Annotated in this window: 25 protein-coding genes; 10 read left to right on the top strand and 15 right to left on the bottom strand. The window is 71.0% G+C overall.

All coding sequences use genetic code 11. The features are described from left to right. The first annotated feature begins 7 nt into the window (after window positions 1-7). Window positions 8-727 (top strand): pseudouridine synthase, encoded by a 720-nt coding sequence (locus tag TBR22_RS25305; RefSeq protein ID WP_239490626.1) that lies wholly within the window; start codon window positions 8-10, stop codon window positions 725-727. Between the two features lie 141 nt (window positions 728-868). Continuing rightward, complete coding sequence (locus tag TBR22_RS25300; RefSeq protein WP_239490625.1) at window positions 869-1,372, top strand: J domain-containing protein; 504 nt, start codon at window positions 869-871, stop codon at window positions 1,370-1,372. Window positions 1,373-1,473: 101 nt separating this feature from the next. Here the strand turns inward: TBR22_RS25300 and TBR22_RS25295 are convergent, their stop codons facing one another. The 6 genes from TBR22_RS25295 to TBR22_RS25270 form a co-directional block, all read right to left on the bottom strand. Next, a complete protein-coding gene (locus TBR22_RS25295) occupies window positions 1,474-2,631 on the bottom strand; it encodes a pyridoxal phosphate-dependent aminotransferase (RefSeq protein ID WP_239490624.1) in 1,158 nt (385 codons plus the stop codon). Between the two features lie 56 nt (window positions 2,632-2,687). Continuing rightward, window positions 2,688-3,296: an outer membrane protein gene (locus TBR22_RS25290; protein WP_239490623.1), complete on the bottom strand. Its 609-nt coding sequence runs from the start codon at window positions 3,294-3,296 to the stop codon at window positions 2,688-2,690. Window positions 3,297-3,370: 74 nt separating this feature from the next. Continuing rightward, window positions 3,371-3,961 (bottom strand): outer membrane protein, encoded by a 591-nt coding sequence (locus TBR22_RS25285; RefSeq protein ID WP_239490622.1) that lies wholly within the window; start codon window positions 3,959-3,961, stop codon window positions 3,371-3,373. 129 nt (window positions 3,962-4,090) lie between these two features. After that, window positions 4,091-5,563 carry a pyridoxal-dependent decarboxylase gene (locus TBR22_RS25280; RefSeq protein ID WP_239490621.1) on the bottom strand — a complete coding sequence of 491 codons (1,473 nt, stop codon included), beginning with the start codon at window positions 5,561-5,563 and terminating at the stop codon, window positions 4,091-4,093. Window positions 5,564-5,616: 53 nt separating this feature from the next. Beyond that, window positions 5,617-6,057 (bottom strand): beta-lactamase hydrolase domain-containing protein, encoded by a 441-nt coding sequence (locus TBR22_RS25275; RefSeq protein ID WP_239490620.1) that lies wholly within the window; start codon window positions 6,055-6,057, stop codon window positions 5,617-5,619. Between the two features lie 20 nt (window positions 6,058-6,077). Then, a complete protein-coding gene (locus TBR22_RS25270; protein WP_239490619.1) occupies window positions 6,078-7,205 on the bottom strand; it encodes a TrbI/VirB10 family protein in 1,128 nt (375 codons plus the stop codon). Between the two features lie 141 nt (window positions 7,206-7,346). On the opposite strand from TBR22_RS25270, the gene TBR22_RS25265 reads away from it, so the two are divergent. Further along, window positions 7,347-7,820 carry a hypothetical protein gene (locus TBR22_RS25265; protein WP_239490618.1) on the top strand — a complete coding sequence of 158 codons (474 nt, stop codon included), beginning with the start codon at window positions 7,347-7,349 and terminating at the stop codon, window positions 7,818-7,820. Window positions 7,821-7,822: 2 nt separating this feature from the next. Here TBR22_RS25265 and TBR22_RS25260 read toward each other — a convergent pair whose 3' ends face one another. Then, a complete protein-coding gene (locus TBR22_RS25260; RefSeq protein WP_239490617.1) occupies window positions 7,823-8,317 on the bottom strand; it encodes a DUF6309 family protein in 495 nt (164 codons plus the stop codon). A gap of 84 nt (window positions 8,318-8,401) precedes the next feature. Here TBR22_RS25260 and TBR22_RS25255 point away from each other — a divergent pair, with 84 nt between their 5' ends. The 4 genes from TBR22_RS25255 (at window position 8,402) to TBR22_RS25240 (ending at window position 11,099) form a co-directional block, all read left to right on the top strand. Beyond that, entirely contained in the window at window positions 8,402-9,145 is a 744-nt protein-coding gene (locus TBR22_RS25255) for an Ig-like domain-containing protein (protein WP_239490616.1), read from the top strand. A gap of 154 nt (window positions 9,146-9,299) precedes the next feature. Continuing rightward, window positions 9,300-10,406, top strand: a complete 1,107-nt coding sequence (gene thiO / locus TBR22_RS25250; RefSeq protein WP_239490615.1) for a glycine oxidase ThiO — start codon at window positions 9,300-9,302, stop codon at window positions 10,404-10,406. A gap of 14 nt (window positions 10,407-10,420) precedes the next feature. Next, window positions 10,421-10,726, top strand: coding sequence for a 4a-hydroxytetrahydrobiopterin dehydratase (locus TBR22_RS25245; RefSeq protein ID WP_239490614.1), 306 nt, complete (start codon window positions 10,421-10,423; stop codon window positions 10,724-10,726). A gap of 49 nt (window positions 10,727-10,775) precedes the next feature. Continuing rightward, entirely contained in the window at window positions 10,776-11,099 is a 324-nt protein-coding gene (locus tag TBR22_RS25240; protein WP_239490613.1) for a heavy metal-binding domain-containing protein, read from the top strand. A gap of 99 nt (window positions 11,100-11,198) precedes the next feature. Here TBR22_RS25240 and TBR22_RS25235 read toward each other — a convergent pair whose 3' ends face one another. The 4 genes from TBR22_RS25235 to TBR22_RS25220 form a co-directional block, all read right to left on the bottom strand. Beyond that, on the bottom strand, window positions 11,199-11,492 hold the full coding sequence (locus TBR22_RS25235) for a BMC domain-containing protein (RefSeq protein WP_239490612.1): 294 nt from the start codon (window positions 11,490-11,492) through the stop codon (window positions 11,199-11,201). Window positions 11,493-11,631: 139 nt separating this feature from the next. Beyond that, window positions 11,632-12,753 carry an alanine racemase gene (locus TBR22_RS25230; protein WP_239490611.1) on the bottom strand — a complete coding sequence of 374 codons (1,122 nt, stop codon included), beginning with the start codon at window positions 12,751-12,753 and terminating at the stop codon, window positions 11,632-11,634. Window positions 12,754-12,804: 51 nt separating this feature from the next. After that, a complete protein-coding gene (locus TBR22_RS25225) occupies window positions 12,805-14,271 on the bottom strand; it encodes a DUF1501 domain-containing protein (protein WP_239490610.1) in 1,467 nt (488 codons plus the stop codon). A 5-nt stretch (window positions 14,272-14,276) separates the two neighbouring features. Beyond that, complete coding sequence (locus TBR22_RS25220) at window positions 14,277-16,700, bottom strand: PSD1 and planctomycete cytochrome C domain-containing protein (RefSeq protein ID WP_239490609.1); 2,424 nt, start codon at window positions 16,698-16,700, stop codon at window positions 14,277-14,279. Between the two features lie 116 nt (window positions 16,701-16,816). On the opposite strand from TBR22_RS25220, the gene TBR22_RS25215 reads away from it, so the two are divergent. Further along, a complete protein-coding gene (locus tag TBR22_RS25215; RefSeq protein ID WP_239490608.1) occupies window positions 16,817-17,998 on the top strand; it encodes a dipeptidase in 1,182 nt (393 codons plus the stop codon). Window positions 17,999-18,095: 97 nt separating this feature from the next. Here the strand turns inward: TBR22_RS25215 and TBR22_RS25210 are convergent, their stop codons facing one another. Together TBR22_RS25210 and TBR22_RS25205 are read right to left on the bottom strand one after the other, a co-directional pair. After that, window positions 18,096-19,832, bottom strand: a complete 1,737-nt coding sequence (locus TBR22_RS25210; RefSeq protein WP_239490607.1) for a DUF885 family protein — start codon at window positions 19,830-19,832, stop codon at window positions 18,096-18,098. Continuing rightward, window positions 19,832-20,857 carry a Gfo/Idh/MocA family protein gene (locus TBR22_RS25205; protein ID WP_239490606.1) on the bottom strand — a complete coding sequence of 342 codons (1,026 nt, stop codon included), beginning with the start codon at window positions 20,855-20,857 and terminating at the stop codon, window positions 19,832-19,834. Before TBR22_RS25205 ends, TBR22_RS25210 begins: the two co-directional genes overlap by 1 nt. A 249-nt stretch (window positions 20,858-21,106) precedes the next feature. Between TBR22_RS25205 and TBR22_RS25200 the strand changes: the two genes are divergently transcribed. Continuing rightward, on the top strand, window positions 21,107-22,381 hold the full coding sequence (locus TBR22_RS25200) for an outer membrane protein assembly factor (RefSeq protein ID WP_239490605.1): 1,275 nt from the start codon (window positions 21,107-21,109) through the stop codon (window positions 22,379-22,381). A gap of 230 nt (window positions 22,382-22,611) precedes the next feature. After that, entirely contained in the window at window positions 22,612-23,877 is a 1,266-nt protein-coding gene (locus TBR22_RS25195) for a BamA/TamA family outer membrane protein (RefSeq protein WP_239490604.1), read from the top strand. Between the two features lie 6 nt (window positions 23,878-23,883). On the opposite strand, the gene TBR22_RS25190 is transcribed toward TBR22_RS25195, so the two are convergent. Together TBR22_RS25190 and TBR22_RS25185 are read right to left on the bottom strand one after the other, a co-directional pair. Further along, window positions 23,884-24,111 carry a 2TM domain-containing protein gene (locus tag TBR22_RS25190; RefSeq protein ID WP_239490603.1) on the bottom strand — a complete coding sequence of 76 codons (228 nt, stop codon included), beginning with the start codon at window positions 24,109-24,111 and terminating at the stop codon, window positions 23,884-23,886. Window positions 24,112-24,270: 159 nt separating this feature from the next. Beyond that, window positions 24,271-25,500, bottom strand: coding sequence for a DUF1501 domain-containing protein (locus TBR22_RS25185; RefSeq protein WP_239490602.1), 1,230 nt, complete (start codon window positions 25,498-25,500; stop codon window positions 24,271-24,273). Between the last annotated feature and the right edge of the window lies 1 nt (window position 25,501).

Genomic DNA, 25,501 nt, shown 5'->3' with positions numbered 1-25,501 from the left:
GGGCCGCGTGCCGCTGGCGCGCGCGCTCTCCAAGCTGGGCGTGCTCTCGCGCCGCCAGGCTATCGCGGCGGTGCTCGAGGGGCGCGTGCGGGTGGGCGGCGAGGTGGTGCGCGAGCCCGGTCGTCTCGTGTCGCCCGAGCGCGACGACCTGCGGGTCGACGAGGCGCCGGCGCGCCGGCAGGCGACGCGCGTCATCGCGCTGCACAAGCCCCGCGGGTACGTGACGACGCGGGTCGACCCGCAGGGACGACCGACCGTGTACGACCTGCTGCCGGCCGATGCCGTGGCGGCCGGCGTGCAGGCGGTGGGGCGCCTCGACCTGGCCACCAGCGGGCTGCTCCTGTTCACCAACGACACGCGCCTGGCGGCGTGGCTCACCGACCCGGCGACCGGCGTGCTCCGGACCTACCTGGTGACGGTGCGTGGCGAGTTGGCCGACGCGACGGTCGCGCGCCTGCTTGCCGAGGGCGTGGTTGATCAGGGCGAGACCCTGCGGCCGCGTGAGGTCGCCGTGCGCAAGCGATCACGCCGGGAGACACACCTCACCGTGGTGCTCGACGAGGGCAGGAACCGCGAGATTCGCCGCATGTTCGCCGCCACGGGCCACGAGGTGACGGCACTGAAGCGCGTCGCCTTCGGCCCGATCGAGCTGGGGGATCTCCCGCCAGGCGCGACCCGGGAGCTGGAGGTAGGGATCTTCCGCTTCGAGCCTGCTCCCCAGCCCTGACGCCCCCGTCGGCCGAGGCCGACGGCTACGTCCGACGACTTGCTTGATCAGCATGCTTTCTGAGCCCTGAGCCCTAAACCCTGAGCCGTAAGCCGTACGCCCCCCGTTCAAGCGCCGTGTCCTTCGGCCGATCCCCTCTCCATGGGTGCCCGGCTCGGGTTTGCGGACGTGCTGCTCAACAAGCTTGCTGACGTGCCGCCTCCGGTGGTGCTCGGCGGGCGGGAGCCGTCGATCGTGAGCCCGACCTGGGTGCATCGCCTCGAGCCGCTGCGCGTCGTGTCGGCGCAGGTCCTCTCGGCGCGCTATCCGCACATGGCGACTGCAGCGCCGGCCGGGCAGCCGCGCGGGGAGGAAACCGCGTCGCGACCGGCGCGTGGTGGCTCGAGCGCGAACCTGTCCGCGGTCCGCCCCCGCACCGCCCGCGAGCGGCTCGGCATCTCCCTGCTGAACCGCCTCGGCGCCAACCTCACGGACGGCGCCAGCGACGAGGAGATCCGCAGCGCCTACCGCCGGCTGGTCCGCGAGTCGCACCCCGACCGCCACCAGTCTGCCGACGTCGCCTCGCTCGAGGCCCGCGCCCGCACGCTCCGCGCCGTCATCCGCGCCTGGGATGTCTACTCGGGCCGCACGGCGGACGCGGCATGACGCAGGCTCAAGGCTGCAGGCTCGAGGCTCAGAGAGCATTCAGCGCAGCTGCAGCATCAGAATGCCTTCTGAGCCCTGAGCCCTGAGCCCTGAGACTCGTCCTACGCCTCCGCGCGCAGGCCCTCCACCAACCTCGCCATCCCGGCGGCCACCGACTCGCGGTCCAGCGCGCCGAACGAGATGCGCAGCGCGCACCTGTCGGTGACCCCGAATGCGCTGCCGGGCACCACGGCCACCTTGTGCCGCTCGATCAGGCGACGGGTGAGCGTGAACGCATCGAGGTCGGTCTTCACCCGCAGCAGCACGTAGAACGCGCCGTCGGTGCCGGGGGCCTCCACCAGATCACCGAGCCCGCGCAGCGTCTCGTGCACCTCGCGGCGCACCACGTCGAGCGCGGCGACGTGCGGTTCGGTGTACGGGCGACCGACCCGCAGCGCGCCCGCCGCCGCGGCCTGGCATACCAGCGGCGGACAGATCAGGTTGGTGTCCTGGATCTTGTTGACCGCGTCGAACAGCTCGTCGGGCACCACCATGTAGCCGATGCGCCAGCTCGCGAACCCGTATGCCTTCGACAGCGAGAACATCGAGATCGTGTGCGGCCGGCTTGCCGGATCGCTCCCGGGCGAGTAGTGCTGCGCCTGGCCGTACGTGAAGTACTCGTACACCTCGTCGGTGACGTGCACGAGGCCGTGCTCGGCGCACATCACGTTGACGGCACGCAGGTCGGCCTCCGGGTACACCGCACCGGTGGGGTTGTTGGGCGAGATCGTGACGATCGCCCGGGTGCGCGGCGTGATCGCCCGGCGCAGCGCCGGGAGATCGAGCTGGTAGCGCGCGTCGGTCGGCACGCCGACGGCCCGGCACCCGATCATCGTCAGCGCCATCTCGTGATTGAAGTAGAACGGCACCGGCAGGATGACCTCGTCGCCGGGGTCGGTCACCGCCAGGACGGCGTTCAGGAACGCCATGTTGCCGCCCGAGGTGACGATCACGCGACGGCCGGTCAGGTCGAGGCCGTTCTCGCGCGTCAGCTTGTCGCGGAGGATCGCGAGCAGCTCGGGCTGCCCCTCCACGGGCCCGTACCGGTGCTCGGCCAGCGTCGAGCCGAACGACTGCACCGCCTGCATGGCTTCAGGCGGCGGCCCGTACGAGGTGATGCCCTGCCCCAGCGAGATGGTTCCGGGATTGGACCGGATCCACTCGCCGAGGATCGGGATGACGGGCGGCTGGATGTCGGTGATGCGGCGCGGCAGGTGCACGCCGTCATCTTGACCCGGCAATTTCAAATTTCAAATTCAAATTGCCGGTGCACGCGTCAGAACCTGAAGCTGACGCCGGCCGTCGCGCGCCAGAACTTGAAGTCGCCGAGGTCGAAGTCGCCCGGCTCCGGGAAGTCGTCGCCGAGGTCGTCGTTCTGCAGGCTGCGGAACTGGCGGATGTCGCCGCGGATGCCGACGTTGTCGGTCACGAACACCATCAGGCCGCCGCCGTAGTTGATCCCGAAGTCGTTGCTCGACAGGTCGTCGAAGAAGTCGAGCAGCTTGAGGTTCGACCGCATCAGGCCGGCGCCCACCGTGCCGTACACGCGGAAGCGCCCCGGCGTGGCGACCAGCAGGTTGCCCATCGCCGTCGTGACGCTGCCCTCGGAGTCGAGCTCGCCGAAGTCGTCCTCGAACTCGAAGAAGTTCGGCGTGTAGCCGAAGTCGGCCTCGAAGCCGAAGATCGGGCCGAGCACGCCAATCGATCCGCCGTACACGGTGCGGTTCTCGTCGGTCGGGGTATCGGTGGTGACGCCGACGAAGGGCGTGACGATACCGCGCGTCTGCGCCGCGACGGGCGCGGCGGCGAGCAGGGTGAGGGCGAGCGAGGACAGCAACAGCTTCTTCATATGAAAGCGCACCTCCAGTGCGCGTGGAGTGGTCATGCGTCGACCTCAAGGTCGACGCCCACGAACCGGTGTGAAATTCCGAACGTCTGAAATTCTGAAATTGCAGGCCTTCAGAACTTCAGCGTGACGCCAGCGGTGGCTCGCCAGAAGTCGAACTGCGGCACCGGCAGGTCGTCGAACCCGCCGAAGTCGGTGATGTCCTCGAGCGTCACCTCGCCGATCGTGCGGAAGTAGCGCACGTCGCCGCGGATGCCGAGGTTGTCGCCGAGGAACACGTACAACCCACCGCCGAAGTTCATGCCGAGCTCGCTGCCGCTCACGCTGAGCACGTTGCCCAGGTAGGCGGCGTCGACGTCGCCCGACACCTTGATCAGCCCCAGTCCCCCGGTGGCGTAGGGCTGCACCGACCCGACGGGCAGCCGCAGGACGAGGTTGCCCATGTACGTCGTGAGGTTCGTCTCGAGGCTCACCGACGTGCCGACGATGCCCTGCTCGGCCAGGCTGACCCGCGCGATCTCGCCCTCGATGCCGATGAGGCCGCCGAGCGACAGGCCGACGCCGTAGGTCAGTGGCTTCTTCTCCTGCTCGAGGAAGCTGACGCCCGCAAACGGGGTCAACAGGATGTCGGCCGACGCCGCTGCGGGCATGGCCACCAGGGCACACACGACGACCGACGAACATAGCCAGCGACGAACGCTCACGCAGTACTCCTAGCAAAGGGGATGCCGAAAGTCTCGGGCACCGGGTACCGGGTACCGGGCACCGGGCGACGGGCACCGGGCGACGGGGCCTGGGCCGGGGTTCCGGTTCAGCGGGCACCGGGACGACGTTCAGATGAGGCTTGCCGCGGTCGTCCTGATCAGCGCCCACGCGTCGGCCACGTGCGATTCCGTGGTGCGCGCGTGCCCGATGGCGAAGCGCAGGACGAACGCGTCGCGCAGTTTCGTGTGCGAGAGGAAGATCCGGCCGCCCGCGTTCAGCTCGAGCAGCAGCCGCTCGTTCAACGTATCGAGCGCAGCCGGATCGTTCTGTAGTGATTCCGGACGGGCACGGAAACAGACCACGCTCATCGGCGTCGGTGCGACGCGCTCGAAGGCAGGGTCGGCGTCCACCCAACCGGCGAGCAACGAGGCCAGCCGGACGTGCTCGGCGATGCGCGTGCGCATGCCGTCGGCGCCGAAGTACCGCAGGACGAACCACAGCTTCAGCGATCGGAATCGACGCCCGAGCTGCACGCCCGTGTCCATCAGGTTGCGGACCTCGGGCGCCTCGCTCGTCCTCAGGTACTCCGGCACCAGCGAGAACGCCTCGCGCAGCAGGTCCATGTGGCGGCAGAACAGCACGCTGAGGTCGAACGGCGTGAGCATCCACTTGTGCGGGTTGACGACGAGCGAGTCGGCCCGGTCGGCGCCCTCGAGCACCCAGGCCATCTCCGGCAGCAGCGCCGCGGCGCCCCCGTACGCCGCATCGACGTGCAGCCACAGGCCCTCGCGCTGGCACACGTCGGCGATCGCCGCCACTGGATCGACGCTCGTCGTCGAGGTGGTGCCGGTGGTCGCCACCACGGCGAGCGGGTGGAGTCCGGCAGCGCGGTCGGCGGCGACGCGAGCGGCAAGCGCTTCCGGGCGCATCCGGAACGCCTCGTCGCTGGGGATCCGGACCACGGCGTCGTGCCCGAGGCCGAGCAGAATCACCGCCTTGTCCACCGACGAATGCGCCTGGTCGGAGCAGTACACGCGCAGGCCGTGCGCGTCCTCCCGCCCTTCGAGCCCGGTGCGCCGCACCCCGGGGAGCGCGCGCTCCCGTGCGGCCGCCAGCGCATGCAGCGTGGAGATCGACGCGGTGTCGTAGATGACGCCCTCGAACGTGGCGGGCAGGCCCATCAACTGCCGCAACCATGACAGCGACACCGCCTCGAGCTCGGTGGCCGCCGGCGACGTGCGCCACAGCATCGCCTGTTGATTGAGCGCCGACGACAGGAAGTCGGCGAGGATGCCCGGACCGCTCGCGCAGATCGAGAAGTAGCCGAAGAACGTCGGGCTGTTCCAGTGCGTGAGCGCCGGCACGATCTGCCGCTCCACGTCGTCGAGGACGACGCCGATCGGCTCGCCGTGGAGAGGCGCGCTGGCGGGGAGGGCGCGCGCGAGGGCCCCCGGTTCCACCTGCGACATCACGGGGTAGCGCTCGGCGGTCGCGAGGTACTCGGCGATCCAGTCGACGAGGGCGTGACCGGCGGCGCGGAACTCCTCGGCCGGCATGTCGCCGAGCGGACCGACGGTGCGGGGGATGTCGGGAAAGGACACGCGCGATCTTAGCGCGTGCCCGGCGTACTAACGGCGCGGTGAGACACCGCGCCCTACCTGTATGCGTCGAGGTACCGCGTCACGAAATCGAGCATCACCGGGCTCTTCATGCCGATCGCCTGGGCCTCGGCGATGGCGCGCTCGCGGTCCCAGCCGTCCTGCACGACGCGCTTGATCGCCCACACGGCGCCCACCCGGTTGGCGGAGGCGCAATGGATGTACACCGGCTGGTTCGACGAGTCGGCGATGACCTCGAGGAACCGGTCGGCGGCCTCGGCCTCGGGCGCCGTCGGCGTCATCGGGATGTGGTGATACCGGAGGCCGACCGCCTCGACGACCGCGGCCTCCTCGGCCACGCCCGGCTCGTGGCCGAGCCGGAGGTTCACCACCGAGGTGAAGCCCTCGGCCTTGAGGGCGGGGAACACCGCCTGCGGCGTGTCGCCACCGCAGGCGACGGTGGCGTCCACGCGCGAGAAGTTGACGACTCCATCCATGCCGGCAGTATATCCGGCGCTCACCGCACCATCGGCGTCGTCACGCTGTCGGACACGCGGACCGTGACCGACTGGCCGGCGCGCAGTTCGGCGGGCTTGCGGTCGCCCGCCATCGCCCAGCCGGTGCCGCTGCCGGCGCCGGTCGCCGCGCCGATCACGGCGCCCTTGCCGCCGCCCATGATGGCGCCGAGGATCGCGCCGCCGATGGCCGCGCCGCCGATCTTGGCCGCGGCGCGCCCGGCCACTTCCTCGCCCTCGCGGTAGATGACCTCGGTGGGGAGGCGGACTTCGGTGCCGTCAGCGAGCACGAGCGTGTGGAACTTCACGCCCAGGCGCGCGCGCTCCTTGATGCGGCCGCCCTCCTCGACGAGCGTGACGCTGCCGAGCAGCTTGGAGCCGGCCGGCACCACCACCGTGCCGTTGGCCAGCACGTCGCGCGTGACACGGGCGCGGACGGGATCCTCCACCTTCGAGCGCTCGGAGCTCGCGCCGGTCTCGAGCTGCACGCCGATGACGGCGTCGCGGGGAATCGTCACGTCCTCGAGGCGGCGCGTGGGCGCTGGCGAATCGACAGGCTCAGGGGTCGGCTGGCGCGACGGGAAGCCGGCGTCGGCGGTCGTGGCGTCGCGATCGCGCGGGCTGGCCGGGCTGCTCGCGCCTGCCGGGGCCTCGTTGGGCCAGCGCGACGCGGGCGCCTGCGTCGGCGCCGATGCCTGCGTGTCGGCGGGAGGCGCGGGCCACGTGCTGCGGGTCGGCTCATCGCGCGGCGCCGGCGTGGTGGCCGGGGCCGGGGTGGGCGTTGACGATGGGCGCGGCGTCGGCGCGGTGGTCGCCGGGCGCGCGGCCGTCGTCGGCCGGGTGACGGGTCGCGAGGGTGCGGGCACGTCCATGGGCCGGGAGGCGGCCTTCACGTCCCCGGTGGGAGCGGGTGCCGGGTCCGGCAGCGGGTTGGTCCTGGCGTCGACGGGCGCGTCCGAGGTGCCCAGATCGGCGATGGTGCCCTCCGTCGGGTCGGCAGCGGGCGCGGTGTCGACGGCCGGGGATGCGGTTGGCGCTGGCGCCACCTGCCTGACGGCCAGGTACCCGCCGGCTCCTGCCGCGGTAACGCAACCAAGGACGAGAGAGGCGATGAGGGCGCGCTGTTCCATGTTCTGGGCTCCCGCCGGTGGACCCGGCGCGTCCCGCTAGAGGGCAAACCCCGTGCCCGCGGAACTGACGCCTTGGCAGGACAGAAGTGCGCCCATGAAGGGACATGACGCCCAGCGACGCTTCTTGCTTGTCCCCGCAGCATGCGCCGCGTCCTCACTGCCTTGTCCTTGCTGCTGAGTCTTGGAGTCGCGCCGGCGACGGCCGGCGACCTCACCCTTCGCGACGTCTACGAGCTGCATCGCACCGGCATGGGTGACGACCTGCTCATCGCGGTGGTCGATGCCGAGGCGGGCCCCCTCGAGCTCAGCTTTGCCGACATCCACGACCTCAAGAGTGCCGGTTTCAGTGAGCGGCTGATCGCGGCGCTCGTGCGCGCCAGCCGGAAGCCGGGGACCGCTTCATCCCAGCCCGTCGTGCGGCAGGACGTCTACGCCCCCACGTATGCCCCCATCTACGCCCCGACCTTCGTCTACGCCCCCACGGTCGTGGTGACCGAGGAGCGCAGGCGCGAGGGCGAGGCGCCGGACCAGCCGTCGATGCGTCGCGAGAAGCCTCCTGCTACCTGGATCACGCGCCGCGAGGACGGGAAGAACGTGGTGCCGCCGAAGCGGTAGGGCTACCTCGGCAGGTACGCCTCGCAGGTCCTGTCGCCGCGTCGCCACGCGCCGAGGGCGCGGTGCAGCCCGTCGACGACCACCAGCGCGGCGTGGTCCGGCTTGACGCGATCACCCACCGACCAGCCGGCGACGACCAGGCAGGAGGGCGGCTCCTGCCGCGCCGCCTCGATGCGCCCCCAGCAACTCGGGTTGGCTGCCGCATAGGCATCGGCGTGCGCGTCGAGCCAGTCGCCCAGCGTGGCCAGGGTGCCGCCATCGGTGGTCGTGCCCAGCGCCATGGTGTCGCCGTGACAGGGCTCGCCGGCATGTGGCGGCAGCCAGAGGGCGGCGAACTCGTCGGGTGCGAGCGCTACCCGCTGCCAGCCGCGAGCCTCGTCATCGAGCGCGGCCACCAGCGGCAACGCCCAGCGCGCCGGCGAGTGGCCCGGGTAGCGCGCCGCGCCGATCTCGTCGTCGATGACGGCACGGGGGACAGCAGGGGAGAGGATGCGCACGCGGCAGGCCCGGGTCGGCCCGGGCGGCCGCAGGCGACAGGCACCCGGCTTCCGAACCAGCGTTCATCTTGCTACAGTCGCCGCGTGACGTCTCGCCTGGTGGCCACCGCGCTCGCGGGGCTGGCCTTCCTGTTCGCCGGCTGCGACAACAACTCGACCACGCCGACCGCGCCGACCGGCGCCCTGCAGGTGACGGCGGCGCGCACCGTCCTTCGCGCCGGCGAGACGTTGCCGCTCACGGTCACCGGCCCGGCCGGCGCCCCGGTGACCGGTGGGGCCTGGACGACCAGCGACGCCAGCGTGCTCACGGTGGGCGCGACCGGGGTGGCCACGGCGACGCGCGCCGGGCGGGTGACGGTGACGGTCACCAGCGGCACGGCGTCAGGAAGCCTCGCCTTACGCGTCGTGCCCGACTACCAGGGCACGTGGACGGGCGGCCTCGCGCGTCCGCAGATCACGTGCAGTCCCGCGTCGACGGCGGCGTTCTGCGCCCCAGGGGCGCCGACCACCGGCACGGTGACCCTGCGCGTCACCCAGGTGGGCGATCAGCTGACCGGCACGCTGGTGGACTCCGCCGAGCCGTCGGCGACCGTTCCGCTCACGGGTTCGGTGCTCGCCGACGATCAGCTCTCGCTGGCCGGGCGCCTCGACACGCCGGCCACCTCGCCGACCACCCGGATCGAGGTCGCCACCCTGCGCGCCACGCTCGACGTCGTGCTCGGCACGCTGACCGGCAGCTACCAGTGGCTGGTCGACCGCGCGCCGGTTGGTGGCACGCTGCAGGCCGATTCCCGCGCGCAGGCCCAGTTCCGCGATCTCCGGAAGTAGGCCACCGCCTTCCGAATGCTCGCTGGGCCGTGGGCTGGGGCTTGGGCCTTGGGCCTTGGGCCTTGGGCCGTGGGCCTTGGGGTGGGCCTCGGGCCTCGGGCCCTGAGCCCTGAGCCTCCAAGTGTTGCCCCGAGCCGGCAGTACACTGATCCCCGTGTCGTCGCACCCGGATGTGATCGTCGTTGGCGCGGGGCTGATCGGCTGCGCGATCGCCCATGCGCTCTCCCGCACCGGCGCGTCGGTGCTGGTGCTCGACGCGGCTGCGCCCGGATCCGGAGCCTCGCAAGCGTCGGGTGGCATGCTGTGTCCGCACATCGAGGGCGCCCACGATCCCGTCCTTGCGCAGATCGGCGCCGACAGCCTCGGCCGCTACGAGGCGTTCGTGCAGCGCGTCCGCAGCGACTCGGGCATGGACGTGCCCTACGTCCGCAACGGCACGCTCCAGGTGGCCGACACGGAGGAGGGCGCCGAGGAACTCCGCACGCTCGCCAGCACGCTGCACGCGCAGGGGGTGCCCTGCCACCTGGCCGGCACCGAGGCGGAGATCCGCGAGCTCGAGCCGCTGATCCGTCCCCAGAGCGCGGGGCTGCTCATCGAGTCGCACGGCGCGGTCCGCATCCGTGATCTCGTCGAGGCGCTGCGACATGCGGCCCTGCACCAGGGCGCGCGGTTCCTGTCGTCGGAGCGCGTCGAGCGGCTGGCGCCGGAGGACCGGCGCCTCAGCGTCCAGACGCACGCCCACACGTTCATCGCGCCGCACGTGATCGTCACCGCTGGCGCGTGGGCGATGCAGCTGCCGGTGGAGGGGCACCCGATGATCCCGACGCACCCGGTGCGCGGCCAACTGCTGCGGCTGCAGATGGCCAGCGGCGGGCTCCGGCGCGTCACGTGGGGCAACGGCGTCTACCTCGTGCCATGGGCCGACGAACTGCTGGTCGGCGCGACGGCCGAGAAGGTCGGCTTCGACGCGCGCGCGACCGTCGCCGGCGTGATGCAGCTGTGCACCGCCGCGCAGGGCCTCGTGCCCGCCCTCCACGAGGCGAGCTTCACCGAGGTGCGCGTCGGCCTGCGCCCGGGATCGCCCGATGGCTACCCGATCATCGGGGCATCCAGGCGGTTGCCGAGCCTCGTCTTCGCGACCGGGCACTACCGCAACGGCGCCTTGCTGGCGCCGCTCACGGCCGATCTCGTCACCGACATCGTGCGCTCGCCGTCGGCGCCGGTGCCGCCGGCCCTGGCCGCATCCCGCTTCGACCTCTGAAGGCTGGCCGACCCATGTCCGATCACCTCGATCCCGCGCAGCTCGCGGCCGCGCTCGCCGACCTCCCCGGATGGACGTCCAAGGGCAACGCCATCGAGCGCCAGTTCACCATCACGAGCTTTCCCGACGCCATCGCGCTGCTCACGCGCCTGGCGTTCCAGGCCGAAGCCGTCGACCACCACCCCGACTTCGTGCTCGAGTACCGCCGCCTGACCGTCCGCTACTGGACGCACACGGCGGGTGGTGTCACGCAGAAGGACGTCGACGCCGCGCATGCCGCCGACCGGCTGTGCGCGCAGTACGCGGTGTTCGAGAAGTAGGGGCCATTCCCAAGGCCGAAGGCCGAACGACGAAGGCCGAGGAGTACACATGCTGATCACGACGACGTCCACGCTCGACAACGCCAAGGTGGTGAAGTACATCGGCCTGGTGAGCGGCGAGGCCATCCTCGGCGCCAACATCTTCCGCGACCTCTTCGCCGGCATCCGCGACATCGTCGGCGGGCGCTCGGCCGCCTACGAGTCGGAGCTGCGCAAGGCCAAGGACCTGGCGGTCAAGGAGATGCAGGAGCAGGCCGCGGCACTGGGCGCGAACGCGGTGATTGGCGTGGATCTCGATTACGAGACCATCGGCAACGGCGGGAGCATGCTGATGGTGAGCGCCAGCGGGACGGCGGTGGTGATCGCGCAGTAGGCGGCAACAATTTCAGAATTGCAGACGTTCAGAATTGCACGACCACCACGGCGGAGCCTGGCGGCGGGAATGAAATTCTGAACTTCTGCACTTCTGAAATCACGAGATCGGGAAGATCTGCTCGACGTCGTCGGCTGGGCGCGGAATGACGTGCACGCCGACCAGCTCGCCGACGCGGCGGGCGGCGGCGGCGCCAGCGTCGGTGGCGGCCTTCACGGCGGCGACATCGCCCCGGACGATGGCCGTCACCAGTCCGGCATCGACCTTCTGCCAGCTCACGAACGTGACATTGGCGGTCTTCAACATCGCGTCGGTGGCCTCGACCATGCCCACCAGCCCACGGGTCTCGACCATCCCCAGCGCATCACCCAGCTCGCGCGTCGCCTGTGCCATAGAGCACGGAGTGTACACCTGACAATGCCGTGCTGCCGAATGCCGGGAATACGACGGTAGCGCGGCGTGTCCCACGCCGCCGTTGGGCACCAACGGCGCGGTCGGAGACCGCGCCCTACCTGGTCGGCCCGGCGCCCGGTCAGTTCACCAACCCGCGCGCGTCCACCTTGTGGGTCTCGACCACGGTGTCGCCGTCGGCCACGACGTAGCGGTTGGTGAGGTTGGCGACGACGCAGGCGTGATTGGGGATCACGGTGACGCGGTCGCCGATCCGCAGGCGGGTCGTGCCGGAGACCCGGACCACGGCGTGCTCCTCGGACAGCCGCTCGATGAGCAGGCCCGGGTCGGGCTGGCCGTCGGGGGAGAGAATCACGCCGAAGCCGCTGGCGGCGCCGCCGAAGCCGCGGGCGCCGTCCGAGGACAGGACCTTGCTGCCGCAGTCGAGCACCAGGCGATCCGGGGCGGGGAACGAGGCCACCGAGGCGTGCACGCGCAGCGCGCAGTCCTGCCAGTCGACGACCCCGAGGCCGACCTGGGTGCGGTCGTGGAACACGTAGTTGCCCGGTCGCAACTCGGTGATGCCGGCCAGCCCGGCGCTGAAACGCGCGCTCGGCGTGGAGCCGACGCTGATCTCTTCAAGGGTGACGCCCCGGGCCGCGCAGCCATCGACCAGTTGTTGCATCATCGCGGCCTCGGCGGCGGCGATGGCCCGGACCTCGTCCAGCGAGCCGGCCGCGTACGAGTGGCCCGCATGGCTCAGCAGGCCGCGCAGGTCCAGGCCAGGCATCCGGCTCACGGCCTCGATGAACGCCACCGCGTCGCGCTGCGTCGGGTCGACGCCACAGCGATGCGTGCCGACGTCGATCTTGACCAGCACCTCGAGACGGCGCCCGGCCGCCTCCATCGCGTCGGACCAGCCCTGCGCGACGCCGAGGTCGTCGACGATCGTCGACAGGCGCACGCCGTCCATCAGCGACAGGATGCGCGGCGCATAGGTCGGCGAGATCGGGTAGGCGATGCGGATGTCGGTGATGCCCTCGGCGGCGAAGACCTCGGCCTCGCCCGGCTTGGCGCACGTCATGCCGATGGCGCCGGCGGCCACCTGCTGGCGCGCGATCCAGCCGCTCTTGTGCGTCTTGCCGTGCGGGCGCAGGCGCTTGCCGCCCGCGGCGGCCGCCTCCGCCATGCGCGTGATGTTGCGCTGCAGGGCAGGGGCATCGATGACGACGAGCGGAGTCTGGAGGTCGGAGAGGTTCGGCACGGGGAACAGGGTAGCGCAGGGAGCAAAGGCAGGGCGGGGTGTGGGGGGACCTTACGCCAGCAGCTTCTCGATGACGTGGCCATGCACGTCGGTGAGGCGGAAGTCGCGCCCCTGGAAGCGGAAGGTGAGCTTCTTGTGGTCGAGGCCGAGCAGATGGAGGATCGTCGCGTGGAGATCGTGGACGTGCGCACGGTCCTCGATCGGGCTGAAGCCCAGTTCGTCGGTCTCGCCGATGCTCGCGCCGGCCTTCACGCCGCCGCCGGCAAACCACATCGTGAACGCATCGATGTGGTGGTTGCGGCCCATCGTGTCGCGGTTCTCGCCCATCGGCGTCCGGCCGAACTCGCCGCCCCAGATCACGAGCGTGTCCTCGAGCAGGCCGCGGGACTTGAGATCCAGCACGAGCGCGGCCTGTGCCTGATCGACCTCGCGGCAGACCTTCTCGAAGTCGCCCTGCAGGTTCTCGCCGGGGCCGCCGTGGCTGTCCCAGTTGGTGTGATAGAGCTGCACGAAGCGCGTGCCGCGCTCGACGAGCCGGCGCGCGAGCAGGCAGTTGCGCGCGAATGAGGGCGCGTCGCCCTCGATCCCATAGAGCTTCCTGGTGGCCTCGCTCTCGCCCCTGAGGTCGATCAGCTCGGGGGCGCTGGCCTGCATGCGCGAGGCCATCTCGTAGGCGGCGATGCGCGTGTGGATTTCGGCGTCGCCGGTCGCGACGGCGCGACTGAGGTTGAGATCGCGGATGGCGTCGATGGTCTGGCGCTGGCGCTCGGCGGTGACGCCCTCGGGGTTGGACAGGTTGAGGATGGGGTCACCGCTGCCGCGAAACGGGACGCCCTGGTAGGTCGTCGGCAGGAAGCCGCTGCCCCAGTTCACCGCGCCGCCGCGCGGTCCGCGTGGGCCGGACTGGAGCACGACGAAGCCCGGGAGATCGCGCGACTCACTGCCGAGGCCATACGTGAGCCACGCGCCCATGCTCGGCCGGCCGAACTGACCGGAGCCGGTGTTCATGAAGAGTTTCGCCGGCGCGTGGTTGAACAGGTCCGCCGCGCACGAGTGCACGAGCGTGATGTCGTCGACGATCTTCGCCGTGTACGGGAACAGCTCCGATACCCACGCGCCGCTCTGGCCGTGCTGCCTGAAGGCCCGGCGCGTGCCGAGGAGCGTCGTGCCGTGGCTCGAGTCCATGAACGCGAAGCGCTTGCCCTCGATGAGCGATGGCGGCACCTGCTGCCCGTTGAGTTCGATGAGCTTCGGCTTGTAGTCGAAGAGCTCGAGTTGGCTGGGCGCGCCCGCCATGAAGAGGTAAATGATGTTTTTGGCGCGCGGCGCGTGGTGGCCGGGTTTGGGCGCCATCGGGTCGGGCAGGGCGGCCTGAGCCGCGGCCGCGTCCGTCCGACGCTCGCCGAGCATCGAGGCGAGCGCGATGCCGCCGAGGCCCATCGCGCAGCGGCTGAAGAAGTGCCGGCGCGTCTGCTCGCCGAGGTGCGTAGCGGGATCGAAGGGAGGCAGTGGCGGCATGGGCGTCAATCGCGCGTGATCGTCTCGTCGAGGTTCAGGAGCACGCGGGCGACGGTGGTCCAGGCCTCCCGGACGGAGGCAGAGGGCTGGATCTGCGCGAGCAGTTCCCGGACGCGACGCGACTCGTCGGGCGTGGGCGAACGTGCCACGCTGAGGCGGAACGCGTAGTCGATGCGGCTCGCGTCGTCGGCGCCGCCCTCGCGTTCGATGCGCGCGGCGAGGGCTTGCGCGAACTCGAAGAACTGCTGGTCGTTGAGGAGCGTGAGGGCCTGCAGCGGCGTGTTGGAGCGGAGGCGGCGCGTGCAGGCGCTGAAGCCATCTGCGGCGTCGAACACCGCGAGCGCGGGGTGCGGCGTGGCGCGCCAGAAGTGCGTGTAGAGCCCGCGACGGTAGCGGTCGGCGCCGGTGCTCGCCGTCCAGTCGCGCTTCACCTGGCCGAGCGTCATCACGCCGTCGGGCTGCGGCGGAAAGACCGGTGGGCCGCCGATCTGCGGTGCGAGGAGCCCGCTCGCGCTCAGCGCCACGTCGCGGACGATCTCGGCGTCGAGGCGCAGGCGCGACTGGCGGGCGAGCAGCTTGTTCAGCGGATCGACGATCTCGAGATCGGGGCGGGCGTCCGACGACTGGCGGTAGGTGCTCGAGGTGACGATCAGGCGGTGCATCGCCTTGAGGCTCCACTTCTGCGCAACCAGTTCCACGGCGAGCCAGTCGAGCAGCTCGGGATGGCTGGGCGGCAGGCCCTGGGTGCCGAAATCGTTCTCCGTCTCGACGAGGCCGCGGCCGAAGTACTGCTGCCACACGCGGTTGACGATCACGCGCGCGGTGAGCGGGTGCGCCGGCTCGAACAGCCAGCGCGCCAGATCGAGGCGGTTGGGCGCGCGACCCGGCGTCGGCGCGAGTGGCGGGAGAATCTCCGGCGTGCCGGGCGAGACGGGTTCACCGCGGCGCGTGAAGTCGCCCTTGATGAAGATCACGCTCTCGCGCGGCTGCGGCAGCTCCGACATGACGAGCGTGGTGACCGGCCTGGGCTCGCGCCGCTCGAGGGCTGCCAGCGCGGTGTTATTGGCGCGGAACTCGGGCGTGGCCCCCGGATACGCGGCGTAGAGCGCGCGCTTCTCCGCGAACGTCAGCTCGTCGAAGGGGCGGCCGATGGCGTCGCGCGCCGTCGCGCCGAGCTTGAGCCGCGCCGGCCCGTCGAGGGCGGCCGCCCACACGATGGCCGCGCGCGCATGCGTGTCGAGATAGCGATCCAGGTCGCCGCGCGCCTCGGCGAGCTCGCGCCGCAGGGCCTCGGGCGCCTGCGCCTCCCCCGGGAACTCGAGCGTGCCGCCGGGCGTGGCCTTGCCGTGCCCGTCGTCCACCGTGCTGTTGAAGAAGGCGTAGAGCTGGTAGTAGTCGCGCTGGGGAATCGGGTCGAACTTGTGGTCGTGGCACTGCGCGCAGCCGACCGTGAGACCGAGGAAGGCGGTGCCGAAGGTGCTGACGCGATCCATGACGGACTCGACGCGGAACTGCTCCGGGTCGATGCCGCCCTCCTGGTTGATCTGGGTGTTGCGGTTGAAGCCGGTGGCCACCTTCTGGTCGCGCGTCGCGGCAGGCAGCAGATCACCGGCGAGCTGCTCGACGACGAACTGATCGTAGGGCTGATCGCGGTTGAGGGCGGCGACGACCCAGTCGCGGTACTTCCACATCTGCCGCGGCGCGTCGATGGAGTAGCCGTTGGAATCGGCGTAGCGCGCCACGTCGAGCCACAGGCGGGCCCATCGCTCGCCGTAGTGCGGCGAGGCGAGCAGCCGATCGACGGCGCGCTCGTAGGCATCGGGGGCGCGATCGGCGAGAAAGGCGGCGGACTCGGCGGGCGTCGGCGGCAGGCCCGTGAGGTCGAGGCTCACGCGGCGCAGAAGCGTCGCGCGATCCGCCTCGGGCGCGGGCGCAATCTTCTCCTTGTCGAGACGGGCGAGGATGAAGCGGTCGATGGTGTTGCGCGACCGGTCTGGCCTGGCGACGCCGGGTATGGTGGGGCGCTCCGGGGCGACGAAGGACCAGTGGACGGCCTTGTCCGGCACCTCGTTGCTGGGCGCGGCTGCGCCGGCGTCGATCCAGGCGCGGATCGTGGCGATCTCGGCATCGGCGAGCGCAGGCTTCTTGTAGGGCATCTGCGAGATGTCGTCGTGCGTGCCGAGGAGGACCTGCACGAGGACGCTCGCCCTGGAGTCACCTGGCGCGAGGGAGGCGCCAGTATCACCGCCCTCCTTCAGGAAGGCCGCGGTGTCGGCGCGCAGTCCGCCCTTCTGCTGCGAGGCGCCGTGGCAGCGGTAGCAGTGCTTCGCGAGGATCGGCTTGACGTCGCGGACGTAGTCCACCTGCGCCGAGGCCAGGGAGGCCGTGCCGGCGAGGAGCAGGAGGGCGGTCAGCCACCGCGAATGCATGGGAGAGGATAGCTGGCAGCAGGGGGAGACGAAAGTCCCTCTCCCGACGAGACCTCGCTCACGGAGGCCTGTTGACTCGAGAGACGTCACACCCGCTAATGTGTCCGGACGTCCCCATGCAACGACGCGATCTTCTCCGCATCCTCGGCGGCACCGCACTCTCGGCCGCCGCCGCCCCCGCTGTCCTCCGCGGGCGCTACCAGCTCTTTGCGCAGTCCCCCGACGCGTACTCGGCGCGCACGATTGGCCTGATGCAGGAGTCGCGGGTCGTGGACCTGCTCTGCCAGTTCGCCTTCGCGGACAATCGCGAGCCAGGCACGCCCAGGGCGGCTCGGTGGCTGCAGGACCCCAACAGCTTCACCGCGGCCGACTTCGCCGTCTTTCGTGGATCGGGAGTCAAGACGCTCGCGCTCGGCCACGGGCCCGCCGACTACGAAGCGGCGCTGCGATGGACCTCGAGCTGGAACGGGTTCATCGCCTCGCGGCCCGAGTGGTTCGTGCGGGTGGACGATGCGACCGACCTCGCCAACGCGCGCACCGATGGGCGCGTGGGCATCATGATCACCACGCAGAACTCCGACCACTTCCGCACGGTCGCCGACGTCGCGACCTTTCACCAGCTCGGGCAGCGCCTCTCCCAGCTCACCTACAACTTCCAGAATCGCCTCGGCGCGGGCTTCCTCGAGAACCGCGATGGCGGGCTCTCGGTGTTCGGCCATCAGATCGTCGAGGCGATGCAGCGCGTGGGGATGACGGTGGATGTCTCGCACTGCGCCGACCAGACGACGCTCGATGCGATTGCGGCGGCCAGGAAGCCGCTGGTGTTCTCCCACGGCAACCCGCGCGGCACGATGCCGGACTATCCGCGGTGCAAGTCGGACGAGGCCATTCGCGCGCTTGCCGCCAAGGGCGGCGTGATGGGCATCGCGTTCATTCGCTTCATGGTGCGGCCATCGGCGCCGGTCACGGTCGAGCACGTGGTCGACCAAATCGACTACGTGATCCGGCTCGTCGGCGCCGAGCATGTCGGGGTGGGCTCCGATCTCGACATGGCGGGCCTCGGCGCGCCGATCCCGAAGCCTGGCGAGACGATGGCGATCGCAAACCAGGCGAACTTCGACCGCTACAGGCCCTACTACGCCGCCGACGGTGGCGTGCACGTGGACGGGATGAACCATCCCAAGCGGCTCTTCGATCTTACCGAGGCGATGGTGCGTCGTCGGTACAGCGACGCGACCATTCGGCTCGTGTTGGGCGAGAACTTCATTCGGGCGGTCGGGGCGAGCTGGGCCGCCTAGGCTGACCTCTCGGCTGTCGCACCCCTCCGACGCTCATCGAGGCAGCCGCGACCGTCGCGCAAGCGCGACGGCTACGCAAAGGCCCGTAACCGCGAAATCACCTCGGCGGCAGTGGTTCCGTGCCGCCCAGTTCCCGCACCATCCGGTCGTCGCCGGTGAGTTCCCAGTAGATCAGCGACACGGGGATCATGCCCGCGCGGTCGACCTCGTCGAAGAACCGGCGCATCGAGAACTGGTCGCCGAGCTGCCGGGCACGCTCGGCGATCACCTCTTCCATCAGCCGGCCGCCCGTGACGTAGCTCGCGCCGTAGCCGGGCTGGCGCAGGTACAGGTGCTGCTCGAAGCCGAGGAGCGGATCGCGGCGCATCCAGCCACGCGGCGTCCAGTTCACGTGGATGTCGCCGGCCTCGGCCATCGTCAGCGTGTTGGCGTGGGCGTACAGGTTGCCGAGGCCACGCGCCGCCCGGGCGATCAGCATGATCCACACGATCTCGCGCGACCGCGGGCTGTCGTCGTACAGGCCCGCGTGCATCATCCACTCCTCCATGGACGTCGCCATGCCCTCGGCGCGGCTCATCCACACGTTGTAGAGCAGTGGCCCACGACGGATCGGGCTCGGGTGATCGGCCTGGCGCAGCCGCCAGTTGTCCCACCAGTGATAGAGGTGCGTCCACAACGGCCGCGGGTCGCGATGGTTGCCCTGCGCGAAGAAGTTGCGGGTGGCCTCGGGCGCGAACCCGGGCATCCGCTCGCGCAGCGCCTGCTCCATCCACGGCTGCATCGTCAGCAGGTCAGTGCGTCGGATGAAGTCGAGATACGACGCGATGGCCTTGTCCTGCAGCGCGCGGTACGCTTCGGGGGAGTCGGCCACGGGCATCGGCGGCAGCGCCTTGTTCCGTTGTTCCTCCAGCCGCAGCGAGGCGTGGGCGCGCGCGAGTTCGCGACGGGTGATCGTGAGCTCGTCCTCCCACGAGAGCGGCACGAGCAGCACGTTGCGCAGGAACCAGGTGTACTGCGCCTTGCCGATGCCCGACGGGCCGGTGCGCCTGGGCGTCTCGTCGCGCAGCCACTGCGCGAAGTCGCGCGTCGCGACATGGGCCGCCTCGATGGACGTGATCAGCGCGGGCGTGCCGTTGACGGCCGTCGATGCCTTCACCACGGCCTGCAGGCGCTCGAGCGCCTCGGCCTGCTCCTCGAAGGCTCGCACGCCGCCGATCCACAGGTCGCGCGCATTGGCGCCGGCGAGGTTGACGCGCGCCTGTGCGAGCAGTCGCGGAATCGTGCGCAGTTCGGTGGCGAGGCGCGTCGTCTCCTCGTCGGTGAGCGGCCGCGCCTTCTCGAGCACCGTGCGCGGCCAGATGCCGTACTTCCACAGCCGGATCACCCCGTGGATGACCGGGCCCTCCTCGGCCGGCGTGTCGCTCTCCTCGGTCCTGATCGACGCGTAATAGGCGGGGTCGCGCGCGAAGGGCTGCAGCACCGTGAGGTGGTACTGCATGCCGTTCATCTCGGCGCGCACCAGGTGCTGGTCGACCTTCTGTGGAATCGACCAGCCGGTGGTGTCGATCGCCTGCAGGCGCTGCTGCAGGCGCGTCAACTCGGCGAGGCGCCGCGTGTTGGTTGCCGGCGTGTAGTCGGGCACGCCATCGACGCGAGGCGGTTCCTCGAACGTCCGCCATTCGCGGAACAGGTCCAGCAACCGTGCGTACGTCGTCGCACTGCTGCCGCCGGGCTGCCCGCCGAGCGACGATTCCCGATCCGCGGCCCCCTGGGCGGCCACTGACGCTGCCGCGAGTGCGACGCACAGCAGCGCGGCCGCCCAGCCGGCACGCATCAGAGCGTGACCACCTGGCCCGTGGCCACCGACTTCTCCTCGGCCTCGCAGATCTCGACGGCGCTCAAGCCGTCCTGCGCCGTGACGATCGTCGGTGCCGTGCCGCTGCGGATCGACGCGATCAGGTGCTGCAGCTCGCCGACGTAGCCGTCGGGGCCCTCGGGCACGACGACGCGCGGGTCCTTGCCTTCCTCGAGCACCTGCAGCGCGTTGTCGCCGCGCGCCGAGTCGTAGTCGATCGTCGCCCGCTCGAACATCACCGTGTACGACATCGCGAAGCCGCTCGCCATCAGCCAGCTGCCCTCGGAGTACACGGTGGCGCCGCCCGGCACCACGTACTGCGTCACGACATGGTCGGTGGCGCCGCTGAAGCGGCTGACGCCGGTCGAGAACACGGCGCTCGGCCGCCCGAACAGGAACTGCACGAAGTCGGTGTCGTGCACGTGCAGGTCGAACAGCGCGCCGCCCGACTCGCCGCCCTTGAAGTAGCTGTCGCGGCTCCAGCCCGGGGGTGCCGACACGCGGCGGAACCGCGCCGTGAGAATCTGCCCGTACGTGCCGTCGGCCTTCAGCTGCTTCAGCCACGCCCAGCCGGGCCAGAAGCGCATGCACATCGCCGGCATGAAGAACGTCCTGGCGGCCGCGGCGGCCTCGACGATCTTCCGCGACTCGCCCGAGGTGCGCGCCAGCGGCTTCTCGCAGATCACGTGCTTGCCGGCCTGCAGCGAGGCCAGCGTCTGCGGCACGTGCAGCGGCGTCGGCACGCACAGGTCCACGAGCTCCACCTCGCCGTCGGCGAGCAGGTCCTCGATCTTCGTGTAGGCGCGGCAGTTCGGCCCGAGGTCCACCGTGTCGGACCCGGCGACGTTGCCGGCGATGCCGCCGAGCACGCCGTTGACCGGCTGCCGCACCGCGTCGCACACCGCGACGACGTTGACGCCTTCGATCTTCCGGTACGCGTTGATGTGGGTGAGGCCCATGAAGCCGAGCCCGACGACGCCGACGTTGACCGGACGGGCGCTCACTGGCGAGCCTCCACGGCCGCGACGCGGCCTGGGAAAGCGGTGGAGTGGGACCGGCTGCAGACGGGGCGGCGAGCGGAAAGGGCGGATGCGTTCACGCCCGTGATTAGAACGCACTCGGTCGCCTGACTCAATCCTGCCTCGCCCGACGAGACGCCGTACATTCGCCGGCAGGACGTGGCCGCGGGTCGCCCTCGACGCCGTCGGGCGCCGCCCATCGGCAAGGGTGCTCCCGATCCACGACAATGACCCATGCGACTCTTCCGGTGCGCCGCCCTGCTGATCGCGTCGCTGCCCCTGGCGCCGGGGACCGTGCTGGCCCAGTCGCCTGCGCCCGCGCCGCCCCCGCCACCGCCCTCGGCGGAGTCACCGGCCGCCTCCGGCTCGCCCGCGGGCCAGGTGGACGTGGCCGACCTGATTCGCAAGTGGCGACACAAGGAGGCGCCGACCGGCGCGTTCGATCCCAGGCAGCGCATGCGCGCGGTCGCGCCCGTCATCGGCGTCAAGCCGTCGTCGGGCGTGATCATCGGGGGCGCCGGAAACGTCGCGTTCTATCGGGGCGATCCGGCTACCACGCACATCTCGTCGAGCGTGGCGAGCGCCACCGTGACCAGCAAGAAGCAGGCGGGCATCAGCGTCCGCACCACGATGTTCGGCGGCGACGACCGTTGGCGCGGCGAGGTGGACTACCGGTTCCAGTGGACCTCGCTGGACACGTTCGGACTCGGCGTCGCCACGGCTGAAGCGGAGCCGCAGCTGGCGCGCTTCGACTTCTACCGCCTGTACCAGTCCGGCTACTTCCGCGTGCGCCCCAACCTGTTCGTCGGTGGCGGACTCCACTTCGACAGCCACGCCGACGTCAGGGCCGCCGAGGGAGAAGAAGAGGCCTGGACGCAGTCGCCGTACGTGCTGTACAGCAGCGCCAACGGGCTGCCGCTCGACACGCAGATCTCCGCCGGCCCGAGCGCCGAGGTGATCTGGGACAGCCGCGACAGCTTCATCAATGCCGACCACGGGAGCCTGGCGCGCGCGAGCTACCGCGTGATGTTCGACGGGTTCCTCGGCGGCGACAGCCGCTGGGAGAAGGTCAACATCGACCTGCGCACCTACCGGCGCCTCTCCGACGACGGACGGCACAAGCTCGCGGCGTGGGCGTACGCCGACATGGTGGTGAACGGCGTGGCGCCCTACTTCGACCTGCCCTCTACCGCCAGCGACGGCTACGGGCGTTCAGGGCGCGGCTACGCCGAGGGCCACTTCCGCGGCGAGAAGCTGGCGACCTTCGAAGTGGAGTACCGCGGCGGCATCACCAGGAACGGCCTGCTCGGCTGGGTGGCCTTCGCCAACGCGACCACCGTGTCCAACAGCCTCGAGGGCGAGCGGCTGTTCGACCACTTCGCGCCGGGCGCCGGCGCGGGCCTCCGGCTGCTCCTCAACAAGCGATCGAAGACCAACCTCGCCTTCGACCTGGGGTTCGGCGAGCGCGGCAGTCGCGGCGTCTACCTGGCCATCCAGGAAGCCTTCTGACCGGCCCTGCGCGCAGCAGGTCCTTGCGCACCTTGCGGTGCAAGGGACAAGGAACGCGGACGCCAGTCACGAGGGAGACAACGGAGCAGGGACCGGGAGATACGCGACCAGTGACGGGCACACGAGGGACGGTCACCCGATGGGCGGCGGCGGACCGCGGGGCGGCGGTCGCGTCCTGCCACGCTATGATTCAAGGTCCCGGTGCCGTGCGGCGTCCGAGGATCTCCCTTGTGAGCATCGCCCGCCCCACCACCGTACGCCTCGTCGTCGTCGCCATCCTGCTGGTCGCGTCCCTGGTCTCGGGTGCGGTACCCGCGGCGGGCCAGACGAGTGCGCCTGCCGAGGCCGCGCCGCCGCCGGTCGAGACGCTCGACATGGCGGACCTGCTCCGCAAGCTCCGCCACAAGGACACGCCGGAGGCGCCCTTCGACTACCGGAAGCGGATGCTGCTGTTCGCGCCGATCATCGGCGCCAAGCCGTCCACGGGCGCCATTTTCGGTGCGGCCGGCAGCGTCGCCTTCTACCGGGGCGACCCCGTGACCACGCGCATCTCGTCGAGCGTCGTCAGCGCGACGGTGACCACCAGGAGGCAGGCAGGTGTCAGCGCGCGCACGACGATGTTCGGCGACGGCGACCGCTGGCGGGCCGAGGGCGATCATCGCTTCCAGTGGACGTCGCTCGACACGTACCCGCTCGGCCCCGACAACCAGCGGGCACCGGGCCAACTGGCGCGCTTCGACTTCTACCGCCTGTACCAGTCCGGCTACTACAGCGTGGCGCCGCATCTGTACGTGGGTGGCGGCCTGCACTTCGACAGCCACGTCAACGTGCGTCCCGCCGAGGACGCCGAGGAGAGGTGGCCGGGGTCCTCGTTCGTCCAGTACAGCCTCGCCAATGGCCTGCCGCTCGACACGCAGGTGTCGGCGGGGCCGAGCGTCGAAGTGGTCTGGGACAGTCGCGACAACTTCATCAACGCCGAGCGCGGGAGCCTGGCGCGCGCCAGCTACCGCACGATGTTCGAGGGATTCCTTGGAGGCGACTCGCGGTGGGCGAAGGTGAACGTCGACCTGCGCACCTACCACCGGCTCTCGCCGACCGGACGTCACAAGCTCGCCGCCTGGGCGTATGCCGACCTGGTCACCAGCGGCGTGGCGCCCTACTTCGGCCTGCCCGCGACCGGCAGCGACACGTACGGGCACTCGGGCCGCGGTTATGCCGAGGGGTACTTCCGGGGACAGAGCCTCGCGTTCCTCGAGGTCGAGTACCGCGGCACGATTACCAGGAACGGTCTCCTGGGCTGGGTCGCCTTCGCCAATACGACGACCGTGTCCGACGTCGGCGGGGGGCAGCGCCTGTTCGAGCGATTCGCCCCGGGCGCCGGTGCGGGCCTTCGACTGCTGCTCGACAAGCGGTCGCGAACCAACCTGACGTTCGACGTCGGCTTCGGCGAGCGGGGGAGTCGAGGTATCTACCTCGGCATCCAGGAAGCCTTCTGACCCCCCCTAGGTTCGCCGGTTCAGCAGCACCGCGGCGAGGGCGGCCAGCCCGCCCCCGACGACCACCGCGCGAAGGACACGGAGCAGGCTGATCACCCAGGCGATGCCGAGGCCGAGCGCCGGCCACTGCACCCACCACTGCCCGTCCCACGTCATCAGGTTGATCACCACGAGCAGCGCCAGGATGAGCGGCGCGGTGAACAGGAACTTCACGGACCTCAGGGTGCTGCGCACGGCGTGACCCGCCTCCGCGGGAACGACCAACGGCGCGGTCGGCCACCTTCGCGCGGCGCGCTTCGGTGCCCAGGGAGACCGCGTCCTTCCCTTGAATCCTACGAACCCGCCGCGCGGAAGTTCAGGCCGCCTGCCGCCCGCCCGTCGCCGGCGGTTGCCCTACACCAGCCCGAGCCGCCGCCCCGGTGTCCACGCGTGGCCGGGGAAGACCGGCCCCAGGTCGGCCACGCCCAGGTGCGTGGCGATCACGTCGGCCAGCACGTCCCTGAAGTCCGTCGTCACCGCCACGTCGCGGCCCTCGGCCCGCGACGCGACGTCGAGGCCGGGCCAGCGACCGTACACGCGGCCGCCGCGCACGGGCCCGCCGAGCACCAGCATCGCGTTGCCGTGGCCGTGGTCGGTGCCGCGCGTCCCGTTCTCGGCCACCGTCCGCCCGAACTCCGACATCGTGACCACCACGACGTCCTGCATGCCGGCGCCCAGATCGGCCACGAAGGCGCCGATCGCCTGTCCGAGATCGCCGAGACGCGTCGCGAGCTGGCCGGTCGAACCGCCCTGGTTGACGTGCGTGTCCCAGCCGCCCGCCTCCGCGAAGGCCACTTCGAGGCCGACGTCGGCCTTGATGAGGCGCGCCACCTGCCGCAGCGCGTCGCCGAAGGCCGAGCGCGGGTATGCCGCGCCAGCGGCCGTGGCCGGCCCTCGCGACTCGACGCCGCGCAGCGTGCGCATGGCGTCGAAGGTCTCGCGGCCGGTGTCGCGCAGCACGCGATCGGCCGCCGCGGCGTACTGCGCCTCGAACGCGTCGCCCGTGGCGCCACCGCCGGCGATCCGCATCCGCTCGACGCTGGTCATCGCGAGCGTCGGCGCCGCGCCTTGCAGGATGCGGGGCAGTCGTGACGACAGGGCCACCGCCCGCATCGCCCCGACGTGCTCCGCGTCGTGCCGCTGGGCGATGAGCCGGTTCAACCAGCCGTCCGGCGTGCGCTTGACGCCGGGCGTGCCGCTCTCCATGTAGTCCTGCGCGTCGAAGTGCGATCGCGTCGGGTCGGGCGACCCGCAGGCGTGGACGACGGCGAGCGAGCCGTTCCGGTAGAGGGCGTGCAGCTGAGCGAGCCCCGGATGCAGGCCGAAATGGCCGTCGAGGTCGAGCGCGCCCGCGTCGCGGCCCGGACGGGGGACGGCGATCGTCGGGCGTGCGGCGTAGTACGCCGCGTCGCCGTGCGGCACGACCATCGACAGGCCGTCGACCGCGCCGCGCTGGAACACCACCACGAGCACCTTGCGGCGGCGCGTCGCCGCAGCCGCCGCCTGCGCGAGGAACTCCGGTGCGAATCCGAGGGCGAGCAGGGCCACCGCCCCACGCTTCACGAAGATGCGGCGATCGTGCATG

The sequence above is a fragment of the Luteitalea sp. TBR-22 genome (assembly GCF_016865485.1).
GTDB lineage: Bacteria > Acidobacteriota > Vicinamibacteria > Vicinamibacterales > Vicinamibacteraceae > Luteitalea.
Note: the sequence above shows the minus strand (reverse complement) of the source record. Positions and strands in the feature narration are given on the sequence as shown.

Bases quoted from the DNA above. Each gene is read 5' to 3' on its own strand.
- TBR22_RS25300 (WP_239490625.1), top strand. From the start codon at position 869: ATGGGTGCCCGGCTCGGGTTTGCGGACGTGCTGCTCAACAAGCTTGCT.
- TBR22_RS25290 (WP_239490623.1), bottom strand. From the start codon at position 3,296: ATGACCACTCCACGCGCACTGGAGGTGCGCTTTCATATGAAGAAGCTG.
- TBR22_RS25275 (WP_239490620.1), bottom strand. From the start codon at position 6,057: ATGGATGGAGTCGTCAACTTCTCGCGCGTGGACGCCACCGTCGCCTGC.
- TBR22_RS25270 (WP_239490619.1), bottom strand. From the start codon at position 7,205: ATGGAACAGCGCGCCCTCATCGCCTCTCTCGTCCTTGGTTGCGTTACC.
- TBR22_RS25265 (WP_239490618.1), top strand. From the start codon at position 7,347: ATGCGCCGCGTCCTCACTGCCTTGTCCTTGCTGCTGAGTCTTGGAGTC.
- TBR22_RS25245 (WP_239490614.1), top strand. From the start codon at position 10,421: ATGTCCGATCACCTCGATCCCGCGCAGCTCGCGGCCGCGCTCGCCGAC.
- TBR22_RS25240 (WP_239490613.1), top strand. From the start codon at position 10,776: ATGCTGATCACGACGACGTCCACGCTCGACAACGCCAAGGTGGTGAAG.
- TBR22_RS25235 (WP_239490612.1), bottom strand. From the start codon at position 11,492: ATGGCACAGGCGACGCGCGAGCTGGGTGATGCGCTGGGGATGGTCGAG.
- TBR22_RS25225 (WP_239490610.1), bottom strand. From the start codon at position 14,271: ATGCCGCCACTGCCTCCCTTCGATCCCGCTACGCACCTCGGCGAGCAG.
- TBR22_RS25220 (WP_239490609.1), bottom strand. From the start codon at position 16,700: ATGCATTCGCGGTGGCTGACCGCCCTCCTGCTCCTCGCCGGCACGGCC.
- TBR22_RS25215 (WP_239490608.1), top strand. From the start codon at position 16,817: ATGCAACGACGCGATCTTCTCCGCATCCTCGGCGGCACCGCACTCTCG.
- TBR22_RS25210 (WP_239490607.1), bottom strand. From the start codon at position 19,832: ATGCGTGCCGGCTGGGCGGCCGCGCTGCTGTGCGTCGCACTCGCGGCA.
- TBR22_RS25200 (WP_239490605.1), top strand. From the start codon at position 21,107: ATGCGACTCTTCCGGTGCGCCGCCCTGCTGATCGCGTCGCTGCCCCTG.
- TBR22_RS25185 (WP_239490602.1), bottom strand. From the start codon at position 25,500: ATGCACGATCGCCGCATCTTCGTGAAGCGTGGGGCGGTGGCCCTGCTC.